Origin of the sequence: Clostridium cuniculi, assembly GCF_004353185.1 — a bacterium.
GTDB lineage: Bacteria > Bacillota > Clostridia > Clostridiales > Clostridiaceae > Clostridium > Clostridium cuniculi.
The window spans coordinates 1-15,629 of sequence record NZ_SMUS01000006.1 but is presented as its reverse complement, the minus strand read 5'-3'; the positions used below and the strand labels follow the sequence as shown (position 1 = coordinate 15,629).

The 15,629-nt window shown below is 28.1% G+C and carries 15 protein-coding genes and 1 riboswitch; of the genes, 3 read left to right on the top strand and 12 right to left on the bottom strand.

Features of this window, described 5'->3' with window-relative positions:
• Nucleotides 1-16 precede the first annotated feature (16 nt).
• The 4 genes from lepB to EJJ37_RS03900 form a co-directional block, all read right to left on the bottom strand.
• Nucleotides 17-538 (bottom strand): signal peptidase I, encoded by a 522-nt coding sequence (gene lepB, locus EJJ37_RS03915; RefSeq protein ID WP_133014287.1) that lies wholly within the window; start codon nt 536-538, stop codon nt 17-19.
• Nucleotides 535-771, bottom strand: coding sequence for a DUF3006 domain-containing protein (locus tag EJJ37_RS03910; RefSeq protein WP_133014286.1), 237 nt, complete (start codon nt 769-771; stop codon nt 535-537). The genes lepB and EJJ37_RS03910 overlap by 4 nt, the downstream gene beginning before the upstream one ends.
• A gap of 280 nt (nt 772-1,051) precedes the next feature.
• Complete coding sequence (gene lysA, locus EJJ37_RS03905) at nt 1,052-2,344, bottom strand: diaminopimelate decarboxylase (protein ID WP_133014285.1); 1,293 nt, start codon at nt 2,342-2,344, stop codon at nt 1,052-1,054.
• A gap of 148 nt (nt 2,345-2,492) precedes the next feature.
• Nucleotides 2,493-2,659: riboswitch (Lysine riboswitch) on the bottom strand.
• A 106-nt stretch (nt 2,660-2,765) separates the two neighbouring features.
• Complete coding sequence (locus tag EJJ37_RS03900; protein WP_133014284.1) at nt 2,766-3,440, bottom strand: beta/alpha barrel domain-containing protein; 675 nt, start codon at nt 3,438-3,440, stop codon at nt 2,766-2,768.
• A gap of 245 nt (nt 3,441-3,685) precedes the next feature.
• Between EJJ37_RS03900 and EJJ37_RS03895 the strand changes: the two genes are divergently transcribed.
• Nucleotides 3,686-4,927: a DUF1576 domain-containing protein gene (locus tag EJJ37_RS03895; protein WP_133014283.1), complete on the top strand. Its 1,242-nt coding sequence runs from the start codon at nt 3,686-3,688 to the stop codon at nt 4,925-4,927.
• Between the two features lie 3 nt (nt 4,928-4,930).
• On the top strand, nt 4,931-5,275 hold the full coding sequence (locus EJJ37_RS03890; RefSeq protein WP_133014282.1) for a hypothetical protein: 345 nt from the start codon (nt 4,931-4,933) through the stop codon (nt 5,273-5,275).
• A gap of 242 nt (nt 5,276-5,517) precedes the next feature.
• Here the strand turns inward: EJJ37_RS03890 and sfsA are convergent, their stop codons facing one another.
• On the bottom strand, nt 5,518-6,210 hold the full coding sequence (gene sfsA, locus EJJ37_RS03885) for a DNA/RNA nuclease SfsA (RefSeq protein ID WP_133014281.1): 693 nt from the start codon (nt 6,208-6,210) through the stop codon (nt 5,518-5,520).
• Nucleotides 6,211-6,755: 545 nt separating this feature from the next.
• Nucleotides 6,756-6,932, bottom strand: a complete 177-nt coding sequence (locus EJJ37_RS20050) for a hypothetical protein (protein WP_166484653.1) — start codon at nt 6,930-6,932, stop codon at nt 6,756-6,758.
• Between the two features lie 372 nt (nt 6,933-7,304).
• Between EJJ37_RS20050 and EJJ37_RS03880 the strand changes: the two genes are divergently transcribed.
• Nucleotides 7,305-8,984 (top strand): PTS transporter subunit EIIC, encoded by a 1,680-nt coding sequence (locus EJJ37_RS03880; protein ID WP_133014280.1) that lies wholly within the window; start codon nt 7,305-7,307, stop codon nt 8,982-8,984.
• Between the two features lie 101 nt (nt 8,985-9,085).
• Here the strand turns inward: EJJ37_RS03880 and EJJ37_RS03875 are convergent, their stop codons facing one another.
• The 6 genes from EJJ37_RS03875 to rlmD all read right to left on the bottom strand — a co-directional run bounded on the left by EJJ37_RS03875 (nt 9,086) and on the right by rlmD (nt 15,126).
• Entirely contained in the window at nt 9,086-10,264 is a 1,179-nt protein-coding gene (locus tag EJJ37_RS03875) for an SAM-dependent methyltransferase (protein WP_133014279.1), read from the bottom strand.
• A 192-nt stretch (nt 10,265-10,456) separates the two neighbouring features.
• Entirely contained in the window at nt 10,457-11,860 is a 1,404-nt protein-coding gene (locus EJJ37_RS03870; protein ID WP_133014278.1) for a radical SAM/SPASM domain-containing protein, read from the bottom strand.
• A gap of 17 nt (nt 11,861-11,877) precedes the next feature.
• Complete coding sequence (locus EJJ37_RS03865; RefSeq protein ID WP_133014277.1) at nt 11,878-12,459, bottom strand: manganese efflux pump MntP; 582 nt, start codon at nt 12,457-12,459, stop codon at nt 11,878-11,880.
• A 236-nt stretch (nt 12,460-12,695) separates the two neighbouring features.
• Nucleotides 12,696-13,064: a TetR-like C-terminal domain-containing protein gene (locus EJJ37_RS03860; protein WP_133014276.1), complete on the bottom strand. Its 369-nt coding sequence runs from the start codon at nt 13,062-13,064 to the stop codon at nt 12,696-12,698.
• A 36-nt stretch (nt 13,065-13,100) separates the two neighbouring features.
• The gene (locus EJJ37_RS03855; RefSeq protein WP_133014275.1) at nt 13,101-13,268 is read right to left on the bottom strand and encodes a TetR/AcrR family transcriptional regulator; all 168 of its coding nucleotides are present in this window, start codon (nt 13,266-13,268) and stop codon (nt 13,101-13,103) included.
• A gap of 487 nt (nt 13,269-13,755) precedes the next feature.
• Nucleotides 13,756-15,126, bottom strand: coding sequence for a 23S rRNA (uracil(1939)-C(5))-methyltransferase RlmD (rlmD, locus tag EJJ37_RS03850; protein ID WP_133014274.1), 1,371 nt, complete (start codon nt 15,124-15,126; stop codon nt 13,756-13,758).
• Nucleotides 15,127-15,629 lie beyond the last annotated feature (503 nt).

The following is a 15,629-nucleotide window of genomic DNA, read 5'->3' as shown; positions in this document are numbered from 1 at the left end:
GCGCTTTATAAAGCCCTTACTTTATTCTACCAAAGTCTTTCCATGGATATACCTTTACTTGAGCTTTACCTTTTATTTCACTTCCATCAATATATGGATCTTCCCAATACCTAGAATCTAAAGACCAATATCTATTGTCCCCTAAAAAGAAATACTTTCCTTCTGGTACTGTAAATTCTCCACTATAATTATCTGCTGTTCCTATGTAATTTTCCTCTAAGGTTTCACCATTTACTGTTACTATTCCATCATTAATGACAATTTTATCACCTGGCAAACCAATCAATCTTTTAATCATATCTTCATCCTTTTCTTCTGAATGAAAAACTACTATATCTCCTCTTTTTAGATTTTCTGGATTATAAACCCTAGTAACAAATAATCTATCACCTACATTTAATGTTGGTACCATAGATTCTGATGGAATTTTAACCTTAAATATTAAAAATTTATTTATTAAGATAGCTAATATTACGGCTATTACTATAGGTACAATCCAGTCACTAAAGAAATTTGACTTCTTTACTTCTTGGCTCATTCTTCCCACATACCTTTCATTAAACTATTAATTTTGTTTTTTTTATCTTTTGTAGCATCTTCATCTACATAAAATGAATTATTGCACATTACCACTACGTCGCCATCCTTAGGTCGCTTATCAAACAAATTTATATCTATTAAGATTATATCCTTTTTATCATCTTCTAACACAACAGATTTATTTTCTATTCTATCTACTATAAATTTTTTATCCTTCATAACAACTAGCAATGATTGCCGAATCCACCTCTCAGTATTTACATTAATAAAGATGAAAATTTTAAAACAGCTAAATTTAAATGCCTTACTAAAAAGGCTTTTATTAATGAAAGCTCATTTTTTATTACAACTTTAATAACTGCTTATAAGTATATCATAATTAATTAATAACTAATAGTGTTACTCTCCATTATATATTATTATTATGTCAATTTTGTTACAAAAAAAGCTACACCAAACTATTTTGATATAGCCCTTAATATTAAGTTTATCATATAAATATAAACTGAGTCTAAACTTCTAAAGCTAAAAGTTCTTCATAACTTTGTCTTTTTGATACAACTCTAGCTAATCCATCTTTTACAAATACAACTGCTGCTTTTGGATTTTTATTATAATTACTAGACATTGAGAATCCATATGCACCAGTTGAAAATACTGCTAGTATATCTCCTATATCAGGCTTTTGAATACAAATGTCATTAACAAAAATATCTCCTGATTCACAGCATTTGCCTGCTATTGCAACCCTAGCATTGCATTTATCAGTAATTTTGTTTGCTATAGCCATTTCATATTTAGCCCCATATAATGCTGGTCTTATATTATCTGTCATTCCTCCATCTACTGAAACATAAGTCCTAACCCCTTCAATTTCCTTGATTGCTCCAATAGTATAAAGAGTAGTTCCTGCATTTCCTACTATTGATCTACCTGGTTCTATAGTTAAAATAGGCCTTTCTATATTTAGTTTTTCACATACCTCATCAACTTTATTTAATATAGAAGTACAATAATCCCTCGTTTCTTTTGGTTTATCTTCATCGGTATAATGTATACCAAATCCCCCCCCCAAATCTAATTCAGGTATTATATGTCCTGTTTCTTCTTTAATATTCTTTATAAATCCAAGCATAACTTCAACTGCATCCTCATAAGGCTGTATCTCAAAAATTTGTGAACCTATATGACAATGTAATCCTCTTAAATTTATATTTTCACAATCTAATGCCAATTTTACTGCATCCATTATTGTCTCTCCAACAGGTGCAAATCCAAATTTAGAGTCTATTTGACCTGTTTTTATATACTCGTGAGTGTGTGCTTCTATTCCTGGTGTTAATCTTAAATATATATTTTGCTTTCTATTGTATTTCTTAGCTATTTCATTTAGTCTTTTCATTTCATCTAAATTATCAACTACAAATACTCCAACCCCTAGCTTAACCCCTAATTCAACTTCACTTACACTCTTATTATTGCCGTGGAAATATACTTTATCTAAAGGAAATCCTGATTTATAAGCTGTATATAATTCCCCTCCTGATACTACATCTAAATAAAGCCCCTGTTCATATATAAGCCTACACATTGCTTTTGTTAAAAATGCTTTACCTGCATAAGCTACTCTATTATTGTTTTCTAAACATTTAAAATCTCTATAATAATTTTTACATGTGTCTATTAAAAAACTTTCATCCATTACATACAGCGGTGAACCAAATCTACTAACTAACTCTGTTGAACTAACTCCACCTATAAATAGCTCATTTTCTTTAATTTCCATTGCCCCAAATAATTTCATTGCTATTGCCTCCACTTAATCATAAATTATAAATTACTAACACAAAAAAACTACCACTATAAAAACCTATAGTGGTAGTTTTACTTATTAAAATGCAATTTTTTATCTTAAAAAATTCAATTATTTAAATCTAATAATTGAACAATCGCACCTTTTTAGCACTCCACTTCCGTGACAGTTATGCATATGTTATATGCATACCCAGAAACAACTATTTGCATAAGTTATTCCTTCGGCTGTTACACCTTTCATAAATAATCAATGCCTGCCGACTCCTATTTATTACTCTTTATAAACAGCACCTCTAACATAGGTATTTTATTAGTTTCTATATTATATGTTATTATATGTTAATATTTAATAATATGATACCATATAAATAAAATTATTTAAATAGATTTTCAATATTATTCCATTCTGATTATTCGCTTCTATATTTATCCATGAGACTACTCATAGTATCTCCATTTGATGGTGGTGTATAAGTAATAGCATTAGCTCCAGCCTCTATAGTTCTTCTTATGCTTTCTTCTGTTGGTCCACCTGTTGCTATAACAGGAAAATCTGGAAACTCCTCTTTTATTCTTCTTACTATCTCAGGAGTATTTTTTCCCCCTGATACATTTAATATTGTTGCCCCAGCTTCTATTCTTTCTCTTATATTTTCATGAACTGAAACTACTGTAACTATTAGAGGAATGTCTATTGTTTTTCTTATCTTTGAAACTACTTCATTAGATGTAGGTGAATTTACAACTACACCCATAGCACCTTTAAATTCCGCATCTAATGCTAAATTTACTACCCTTTTACCTTGAGTTATTCCTCCACCAACTCCACAAAAAACAGGTACATCTGCTGCCATAACCAATGCTGCTGTTATTAAAGGTTGAGGAGTAAATGGATATACGGCTATTATTGCATCTGCATTAGTGTTTCTTATAATCGCAACATCAGTTGTAAATAATAGCGATTTTATTCTTTTTCCAAATATCTTTATTCCTGAACAATCTCTAATACAAGATGGAACTTCTACTACATGACTTCTTAGAAGCCCTTTAATTTCAGGAACAGTTTTATGCTTTTTTATCTCCATTAAAACACCCCTATCACTAAATTTCTAAATATATTATACTATTTTAAATTAAATTTTAAAGAAGTTTATAATAAATTGCATTAAATTTAACACTTAATATATAAATTTTAATAATTATTTGATAAAATGTGATTATATATAACTAAATTTGACGTTAAATAATTGTCTAAATTTAACTAATAGAATATATTACTACAAAAGATCTTGGTAGTAAACTTTCTAAAAAATCGGATGGAGGTCTTCAAATGAAATTACTAAAAAATTATTATCCACCATATGTAATCCTTTCCGTCCTATATTTATTTTTTATTCTCTTTGCTTTTTGCTTAGATTCGCCAGCTGAAATTTTTCATGGTCTAAAATCTATAATACTATCATCTGACATATTAATTACTGATTATATGGAAGTTGGCGGAATTGGTGCTGCTTTAGTAAATGCTGCTCTAACAAGTTTATTGTCACTATTACTTTTAATTATTATAGGAATTAAACCTAATGGTTCAACAATAATGTCTTTATGGTTAATGACAGGATTTTCTTTTCTAGGTAAAAACATATTTAATATTTGGCCTATTATACTAGGTGTATATTTATTTTCTATATATCAAAAAGAACCTTTTCTTAATTATATATTAGTTGCTATATTAGGTACTTCTCTTTCTCCTGTAGTAAGTCAAATTAGTTTTGGAAGCAATCAGTATAATCTAATTTCAATAATTGGTGGTATACTGCTTGGTATTGCAGTTGGCTTTATTTTGCCGCCTATAGCTTCACATAGTATAAAAGCTCATAACGGATATAATTTATATAATATTGGATTTGCTAGTGGATTAATTGCCACATTATTAATGTCAATAATGAGAGGCTTTGGTATAAACTTAGACTCTAGACTTGTTTGGCATAGTGGCTCAAATAAACTTTTATCTATCTTACTTATTATTTGCTGTGTTTATTTAATTATTATTGGAATTATTTATGGTAAAAATAAAAAATCTAATCTCACTAATATTAATAAACAAACTGGTAGATTAATAAGTGATTTCTATATCTTATTTGGAGAAACTACTTACATCAATATGGGTATATTAGGTATTTTAGCAACTTGTTTTGTTATTCTTATTGGTGGAGATTTAAATGGTGCTACTATATGTGGAATTTTTACTATAATAGGATTTGGATCCTTTGGGAAAAACTTAAAAAATACTATTCCTATAGTTATTGGTGCTACCTTAGCTGCTATATTTAATATAAAAGAAATTACTTCACCTTCTTTATTATTATCTATATTATTTTCAACAACACTTGCCCCTATTTGTGGTAAATTTGGTTGGAAATACGGTGTTTTAGCTGGTATAATTCATGTTAATATAGTTACAAATATAGGATATTTACATGGTGGTCTTAATCTTTATAACAACGGTTTAGCTGGCGGTTTTGTTGCAATGATATTAATTCCATTAATAACCACATTTAAAAAGGAGATCTAACTTATGAAATTTAAAGTTGAAAAAAACATTAAGATTATTAATGAATTAATAGCCTACTTTTATAAATTAGGCACTATTGATGTTCATATTGATTTAAACTCTGATAATAAGAATTCTTATTTTGACATCTATGGGCAAGTTGATAATATTTCAAAAGATGAACTGGAGTCTTTAGCTTCTATTCTAAATACTCCAAGACAATATGAAGTTGAAAATTATTATTGGAACCTTGGTGGAGAATGTGAATTTGACTCTGAACTTACATTAGTAGGAATGATGATAAACTCAGCTAAAGTTTCTTATAAAGATGGTATTTTAAAAATTAGTATTATTCGTGAAGAAAACTAAATTGTTCGTTACGTAGAAGCTAAAATATTAATGATATTAACGGAAGGAATATTGTAATTAAGTTTTAGAATTTAATTGTTTTTGGAAGAAAAGGAGCGTTAAGAAGCTGAGGGAACAAAGTAACTTTCGAATCTTTAGCTCCCTTTCTGGAAAAAATAATATAAATTCTTAACGCAAATTACACAATTCCTGGAGGTTATATCATTAATTTTTCGGCTCTACGCGATGAACAATATTATTTGTTAAAGAATAATTTCAACAGGTTGATTTATTTCTATACTATCCTCTGTTACTATACAATTATATGCAAAAATATCTACTCCATTTTCTTTAGCAAATCTTAGAGCCTCACCAAATTCTTTATCTCTTATATCATTTGGAGAGAATTTATTTACATCTTCTAATTGTATTAAAAACATTGCACCAGCTCCATAACCTTGTTTCTTTGCCTCTACTAATTCTAATAGATGTCTTGCACCTCTTTCTGTTGGAGCATCTGGAAATCTAGCATATCCCTCTTCCTCTAAGGTAACCCCTTTTACCTCTAGAAAATATTCCTTTCCCTCTTCTGTTGATATCTTAAAATCAAATCTACTTTTACCAAATGTTTTTTCTCTTAAAATATTAGTATATTCCTCAAGACCTTTTATCTTTTGGTTTCTAAGAGCCTCATCAACTACTTTATTTGGTATTTGTGAATCTATGCTTATAAGCTTCTCTTCTTTATATACTGCCATTAAATCATAGGGAGTCTTCCTTGTAGGATTAGGTTCTTCTCTTAAAAATACAGTACATCCTGGTACTAATATTTCTCTACACCTCCCTGTGTTAGGTACATGAACCTTTATCTCTTCTCCATTAAGTTTTACAATTGCATTAAATCTATTAGGTCTACTTATAAATTCTGCTTTAAGTATTTTTTTATTGTATTTCATGTTTTCTCCTTAAAATATTACATTTTATATTAATATTATTCATTTATTTACTTAATATTATATCTCTTAATAATAGTTATCCACAACTTATCACTTGAAAATAGCTCCTTTTATTTCTATATTTAGTAAAAAGTCATGTTATCCACAGATTTTGTCCACAATTATGTTAATATTGTTGATAACTTTTTAAAAGAATGCTTGTTCGATTTTTTTATTTCAACATTGTATGTGTTTTTTCTACAATACCCCCTATCTTGTTATATATTTTTCTGATACCCTAATATATTGTGTCAATAGCTTTTAAAAAGTTTTCAACAGTTTTTAAAAGTTATCCACATTTTGTGGATAACTTTTAACATTATTAAGAGCTTTTACACATATGTTTTAGATTATCCCCATTATTTTATTTATAAACCCTCTTTCAACTACAAATTAACTATACATATTATTAACTTCTTCTCATAATTTCAAATACTTTAAATCAAAAAATAAGCTGTAGTTTATTTAGATCGTTTTTATCTAATATAAACTACAGCTTAATTAATTTAAACTAATTTCTTTTCCATAAATATTGTTACTAAATATTGAACTATAAATACTCCTGGACCTAAAAGTGCTGTTAATATAGGCCATACAATATGATTTTGTACTTTTTCTTTAGCTAATTTATATGAACAAAATACAGCTGCTATTAATAATGCATATGAAACTATGTATGCCATTTGGTCATCCCCCTAGTAATTAATAATCTTTATTTTATATAATAATTTTTAAAATCTCAATATGAATAATATGGTTTTACTTATTGTTAATAAAATTTTAATTTATTATTTTGTTTAAAATTTTTTTTAAAAAACCTTTACAGTTTTTTTTTGCTGTGCTATCATATGTTTTGTAATTGAATAAACAAGCGTGTTACTGGTAATGCAGGCAAGGCTTAAATATGTATAAATTATTTTTTTATCTCAAATAATAATACGGGATAAGTTTATAATTTATAGATATTTGAGCCTTTTTTTATTGTTTTTATAAATCTTTAAGGTTCATGCTATTATTTATAATTTTAAATTATTAGTTTTAGGAGGAATAATAAAATGATGCAATTTTTACAAAGAATCGGTAAAGCAATCATGCTTCCAATTGCAGCTCTTCCAATCGCTGGTATATTACTAGGTGTTGGTGGAGCACTACTAGGAATAGCAGGATTAAGCAATGCACCTGCTATTTACGAACCGCTAATAGCATTTGTTAATATTCCAGCTGTAACAGCTGTTTTAACTGTTATGAAAAACATAGGTGATATAGTATTTGGTAACTTACCTATATTATTTGCTGTTGGTGTTGCTGTTGGTTTAGCTAAAAAGGATAAAGGTACTGCTGCTTTAGCTTCAGTATTCGGATTTATCGTAATGAATCAAGTTGTTTCTACACTTTTAGCTTTAGGTGTTACTCAATTAGGAGTTCTTACTCCAGATTCTGTTGGGGAATATGGAACTTATGTAACTACTAACTTAGGTATATTTACATTAAATATGTCTGTATTTGGTGGTATCATTACAGGTATAGTTACTGCATTATTACACAATAGATTCTGTACAATTCAATTACCACCTGTTATTGGATTCTTCTCAGGTGCTAGATTTGTTCCAATAATAACTTCACTTACAATGGCTTTAGTTGGTGCAGTACTTGCATTTGCATGGCCAGTTGTTCAAGATGGTATCAGTATGTTATCTACATTTGTTAAAAATGCTGGACCTTTTGGTACTTTCTTATATGGACTTCTTGAAAGAGCTTTAATTCCATTTGGATTACACCATGTATTCTATACTCCATTCTGGTATGGATCTTTCGTTGAAGCTAACGTATTAGTTAATGGCTCAATTCAAACAGTTGCTGGTGCAAATACTGCTTACTTTGTTCAATTATCAAGTATGACTGATTTAGTTGGTGCTTCTGCTTCAACTATGAGCGAAATTGTTAACGGAACAACTAGATTCATGGCTGGTAAATTCCCATTAATGATGTTTGGTCTACCTGGAGCTGCACTTGCTATGTATAAAGCAGCTAATCCAAGTAAAAGAAAAGTTGTTGGTTCATTATTAGCAACAGCTGCATTAACTTCTTTCTTAACAGGTATTACTGAACCATTAGAATTCACATTCTTATTCGTTGCTCCAGTATTATACGTAATTCACTGTATATTCGCTGGTTTAGCTTATATGTTAATGGGTGTATTAAATGTATTCATAGGTATGACATTCTCTGGTGGATTCATTGATTATGCTTTATTCGGATTACTTCCTGCAGGTGCTGGAGTTCCAACTAAATGGTTAACAGTTCTTCTTGTTGGTATTGTATACTTTATAGTTTATTATTTTGTATTCTATTTCATGATTACTAAATTTAACTTAAAGACTCCTGGTAGAGATGAAAACGAAGGAGAAACTAAACTTTACACTAAAGCTGATTTCCAAAACTCTAAGGGTGGTACTACAGACGCTGCTGCTCCAAAGACTTCTGCTAAAGGTGAAATAGCTGAAAAAGCTCCTTTAGTATTAGCTGCTTTAGGTGGAGAAGAAAACATAGTATCTGTTGATGCTTGTATCACAAGATTAAGAGTTGAAGTAAAAGATAAAGCAAATGTTAACAAGGACGAATTAAAGAACCTTGGTGCTGCTGGTGTTGTTGAAGTTGGTAACGGAATTCAAGCAATATTCGGTGCAAAAGCAGATGCTTACAAGAATGCTATAAACGAAATTCTTGGTGAATAATTTTATTATAAAAATTTGATGTATTTAAAATATTAGAGTTAAAAAAAGTGGCCTTAGGCCACTTTTTTTAGTTAAGATTTTAATATATTTAATTACTGAAACTATTTATACATATATTCTCTTGTCATAGGTAAGTTATTATTAACACCCTTAACAAATAGTATTTGATGTAAATCTATTATTCCATTATTAAATGAAGCCGCACAAGAGTATAAATACATTCTCCACATTCTTATAAACTTTTCATCAAACATTTTTCTAACTTCATCTATATTATCATCGAAGTTCTTTGCCCAATGTAATAATGTTTCTTTATAATGTAATCTTAAGCTTTCAGCATCAAGTGTATGATAGTTATAATCAGCTGATATCTCTATTATCTCTCTAAAGCTTGGTATAACTCCTCCTGGGAATATATATTTCTTTATCCAAGCATCACCCTCTGATTCCTTAAGACCACTTATATAATGTAATAAGAATAATCCACCTTGTTTTAATACAGCATTAACATTTTCAAAGAATAAATCATAATTTGGTCTTCCTACATGTTCTAGCATTCCAACACTTACAATTCTATCAAATGAAAGTCCACTCTTTTTCAATTCTCTATAATCCATTAATTTTACATCTAGGAAATCTTCAAGATTCTCTTCTTTTATTCTTTCCTTAAATCTTTTATATTGTTCTTCACTTAATGTTATTCCTAATCCCTTAACTTTATATTGTTTAGCTGCTTCTATAAGTAATCCACCCCAACCGCAACCAATATCAAGTAAAGTTAAACCTTCACTTAGATTAAGTTTTTTCAATATATGATTAATCTTATTCATTTGTGCATCATATAATGATTCATTTCCATTTTTAAAGTATGCACATGAATAACATAATGTTTCATCTAACCATATTTTATAAAAATCATTTCCTATATCATAGTGTGATGAAACTTCTTCCTTTTGCTTTTTCATAGAAGTTGAGCCACCAAATATTTTATTTAAACTTTTAAAATTTGTAGAGAATTTATCTATACATTTTAGTAGTTCATTGAATACAGTGAACATATCACCTTCTATTTCTACATCTCCATTCATATAAGCTTCACCAAAAGTTAGTGAAGTACTAGTTAATAAGTCCTTCTTTTTCAAAGGTGCCTTTAATATTATTCTAAATTTAGGTTCATCAGGTCCTACCTTTATTTCTTCACCATCCCAAAACTTTAATCTAAAAGAAATTTCATCAAAGTTTTTTAAGAAAGTCTTAAAAAAATTCTTTTCTATATCCATATAGTTAACTCCTCTCCTGCGTTTATAAAATAAATTAACCATTGTTATTAATATATATTTATGGCGCTATATGAGAATTTAATAAATATATAATTAATAACAATGGTTTAAAGCTTTATAAGCTCTTACATTAAATTATTCCAATATTTATAAATTCTATTCAATAATACATTAATTTACCGATTATTAATTTTATTTCTTTATTAATTCTTCTTCTTTTTTCTTATTCTTTTTTTCTTTATCATGTTGTTTTTTCTCTAGGTTCTCTTCCCATAATGGCTCTGCCCTCTTTGCCCAAGTTAACCCATAGTTAATAGTCTTCTTACATAAATCATCAACATCTTCTGGATCTATATATTCTGTAGATTTTGCCCCTGAATTTTTAACCATTTCTGCAATCTTAGGTGCATTATCCAATATTGGACATGGTCTAAATTGATTCTCATTAAATGGTTGATTCTTTTGATACTCCATAAATAATGGTTGTCCTAAAGCTTCTATTAAAGATACATCTTTAATGTTTGCATTTGAATAATGGCAGAATACACATGGTTCTACATCTCCATTTGCATTAATATGACAGTACCTTCTTCCTCCAGCAACACAACCTCCAACATATTCAGCATCATGCCAGAAATCCATATTAAATATAGATTTTGTACTACGCCAAGCCCTAATAGTTCTATATAATTTTTCTCTTTGATCTGGATTTGCCATTAATGATGTATCTGTCTTGCATCCTATTGGCATAAATGTGAAATACCAAGAGAAATATGCTCCCTTATCTATCATTAAATCTATAAATTCTTCAGATAAAACGCTATCACAATTAGCTGTAGTAAAACAAGTTGAGAATCCAAATGGAATTTTATTAGATTTCATAAGATCCATAGCTCTCATAATATCTTTCCAAGAACCATCTCCTCTTCTTCCATCTGTTGCATCATCAAATCCTTCAACACTTATAGTTGGTACTAAATTTCCTACTTCAATTAAATCATCACAGAATTTTTGATCTATTAATGTTCCATTTGTAAAGAACATAAATACACAATCACTATGTTTTTTAGCTAACTTCAATATGTCAGTCTTTCTAACTAACGGTTCTCCGCCAGTCATTATATAAAAGTAAATTCCTAACTCTTTTCCTTCAGTGAATAACTTATCTAATTCATCATAACTTAGATTTAAAGATTTATTATAATCAGCTGCCCAACAACCTATACAATGCTTATTGCAAGCTGTAGTTGGATCTACAAGGATTGTGAATGGTATTTCATGACCATATTTATCTTTATTTCTTTGTATTTCAGCCCACCCTCTAATAGATGCATTTAATAAGAAGTTTGTGAATACAGTTTGAACAATATTAGGATGAACGTTATTAATTATATTACACATTAACTTAGTCCAATTATTTTCTGGATCTTTTAAATATTCATCTATAATGTCATATTGATCCACATATATTTTTTCTGTATCAAACTTTCTTAGCCAACCTATGATCTTTGGTAAATTATTTTCTGGATCCTTTTTTAAATATCCTAAGAGTTGTTTTAAAGCAAATTGTTGAATTTTATACTTTGGACTTAACATTTAGATCTCGCTCCCCTTCAAATAACATTAAAATAATTACAAATAACTTTTATACCAATACTTAAAAGAATAATTGCCCCACATATATCTACCTGTCTTTTGTACTTATTTCCTATGCAATAACCAACCCATAGCCCTACAGCAACTAAAGCGCTTGTTACAATAAATAAAATTGCTACATTACTTATAATTCCTGTTCCTAATAACCCAAAGCTAATTCCTAGAATAAATGCATCTAAACTAGTTGCCAATGCTAAAACCATACTTCCTTTATATCCAAAAAACTCCTCCCTTCTTTCACTAAGATCACTAACTTTAAATGCATTTTTAAAGAATTTTATTCCTAAATAAAATAATATAATTGCTGAAAACCATTGATTTATTGATATTATTTTTTCATTTTGTATATTTAACATAGGATATATTGCAATTATCATTCCAGCCGCTAGCATTAGCGTTTGAATTGCTCCAAAAATTAATCCTACTAATATAGCTGTTGATTTTTTTAAATTTCCTTGTGTAGAGCCTCTACAAACTGCTATTGTAAATGCATCTAATGATAATCCAACTGATACTATAAGCACTTCCCATAAATTCATCCATCCAATTCCCTCCTCCAAATATAATTTTAGTAAACACAAGAAATTTAATGAATCTATAATTTTAATTTAATGTATATATAAATAAACAAAAGGACGACTTTGTAGTCGTCCTCTTACAAACCTATTAAATTGTATTTTTATTCTTTACAATTATTTTAAAATGTTATTTTAACATAATAAAAAACACAATATATATTAACTTATTAATAATATATTGTGTAAAAATTACTATTTTACTCATAATTTATTAAATCATGAATAATATCATCTAATGAATTAGTTACTAATAATTTATATTTATTAGATAAGGCTTTTGCAGATATGTTTATCCCTTTTTCTATCCATCTTAATATTATAAATGTTAAACCTCTAGCATAATATTCTGCAATATCGTTCACTGAAAATTTATCTTGTCCACTACTTTCCGCACCATAATACTTAAATAATGATTTAAAAATTTTAATTAAATTATTATTTATTATTTCTTCAAATGAATTTTGTCCTTCTACCCTTGATGCTTGAATATAAAATTCTCTATTATTTTCTATACTTGAAAACATATAATATATTGCCTCAAAAGGCATCTTATTTTCTATAAGCATTTCACTACCTTTGAAAATATCATCATAGCAAATTTCTTATAATACTTCATATTTATCAGCATAGTGATTATAAAATGTAGGTCTAATAAGTCCTGCTCCATCTGTAATCATTTTTATAGTTATTTTATCAAAGCTATGCTTCAGTATTAAATTTTTAAAACTTTCTTGTAATGCTGTGTGCACATCTTCTTTTTTATTATTCATAATCCACCTACAATTATTTTCTATTAAAACTATTAAATTAGCTTAAAAATATCAATTTATTGTAATTCCATAATTAGAATTATATCATATTAAGTAATTATTTAACAAATCAAGTATATTGACTTTTATTATTTATAAAAAAATCTACTTATTTAATAATATAATATTTTTGCATACATTATTACTTATCATTAATAAGTATTTTTAATTAAATCTTAAAACTATTAATTAAATATATAAAAATACACATAATAATACTTATTATGTGCATTGGTATATTCTATATTTTTTCTATTAGATTAACATTTCTCCACTACTCTACGAAATGCAGACTTAAATTCTAAGTTCAATCTTTGATTTCACTAAGAATTTAATGTCTCCTTGATAAGTAAAGCTACGTTCTCAGCAGTAAGATGTTACAAATCACTCACTTCATTCGCTCTTTGACATCTTTTGCATGGAACGTGCTAAATACTTATCTTCTTCACTATCGTTCCTTGATAAGCAAAGCTACGTTCTCAATGTGAGCAGTTTGAGGGAACATGTCTACTGGCTGTACTTCTAGTGTTTTATATCCATTTTCCTCTAAAATAGCTAAATCTCTAGCTAGAGTACTTGGGTCACAACTTACGTATACAATTCTTTCAGCATTAATGTTAGTTATAGCATTTAATAACTTAATATCGCAACCTTTTCTTGGTGGATCTACAACAACTACATCAGCTTTTACCCCTTTATTTATTAAATCAGGTATAACAACTTCTGATTCTCCAACAAAGAACTCAACATTATCAACATTGTTTTCTTTAGCATTTATATTTGCATTTTCAATAGCTTGTGGAATTATTTCTACTCCATAAACCTTCTTTGCCTTTTGTGATAGAAATAAAGTTATTGTTCCAGTTCCACAATATGCATCAAATACAGTTTCATCTCCAGTTAATTGAGCATATTCCAAAGCCTTACCATATAAAACTTCCGTTTGAGTAGGATTAACTTGGAAGAATGATAATGGTGATATATTAAATTTAAAATCGCCTATATAATCACTTATAGTAGGCTCTCCCCATAATGTTATGCATTCTTGCCCTAATATTACATTAGTTGGTTTAGAATTAACATTTTGTACTATGCTCTTTATTCCTGGTATATTATTAACTATTAATTTTACAAATTCATCTTTATTAGGTAATTTGTCTCCATTAGTAACCAAAACAACCATTACCTCATTAGTGGTAAATCCACGTCTAATCATTATATGTCTAAGTATTCCTGTTTCATCATACTTTCCATCAATATTATATGGCTTTATATTATTTTTCTTTATCCATTGTCTTGTTAATTCAACTACCTTATCAGCTATTTCATCTTGAATTAAACAAGTTTCCATATCTATTATTTCATGGCTTCTCGGTGCAAAGAATCCTATCTTTAATTCTCCGTTTACCATACCTATAGGTAATTGAACCTTATTTCTGTATCTCCAAGGCTCTTCCATTCCTAATGGGAATTTAACTATACTATTATCTAATTTTCCTATTTTAGTTATACAATCTTTTACTCTTTCAAATTTAAAATTTAATTGCTCTTTATATGTAGAGTGCTGTAGCTTACAACCGCCGCATCTTTTATTTATGTTACACTTTGCCTCACACCTTTCCTTTGATGGTTCTATTACATCAATTAACTTAGCATAAGCAAAATTCTTTTTAGACTTTACTATTCTTACATTAACTTTTTCACCCTTTAATGCTCCCTCTATAAATATAGGAAATGTATCATTAATTTTAGCTATTCCTTCTCCTTCATATCCTTGAGAAATTATATCTAATATATACTCTTTATTCTTTTCTACCAATCTTATCACCTATCAATCACGTTTTATCTTTTTTATTTGTGTTAATTATCTTCATATTAATATACTGAATTTTTAAATTAATAAACTATTAATATTATATACTATATTATATCCCTTATAAACATAGTATATATATTTGTATTTATTAAAATATACTCTACTTATCTAAGTAAACTCTTCTCTTATAAACATTTTCTTTTATGATATCACTATACTATTACAACTATAATTTTACATAAAAAAAATACACCTTACGGTGTATTTTTTAATAGAATCAGTTGCCACACTGTACCATTTTAATTCTTTCGAACTATTATGATATTATCAATTATAACCTACTTTTACAAGATTAATTGTTAACTTTTTGTTAACTTTTTATTTTTTATTGATTTTTGCTAGTCTATCTTGCATTTTTAGTATTCTTTTTATTAATCAATGAATAAATTTATTCATTTTTGTGATTAAGAGCCAATATATGGGTGTGCCTCCGGGGAAGAGCCATA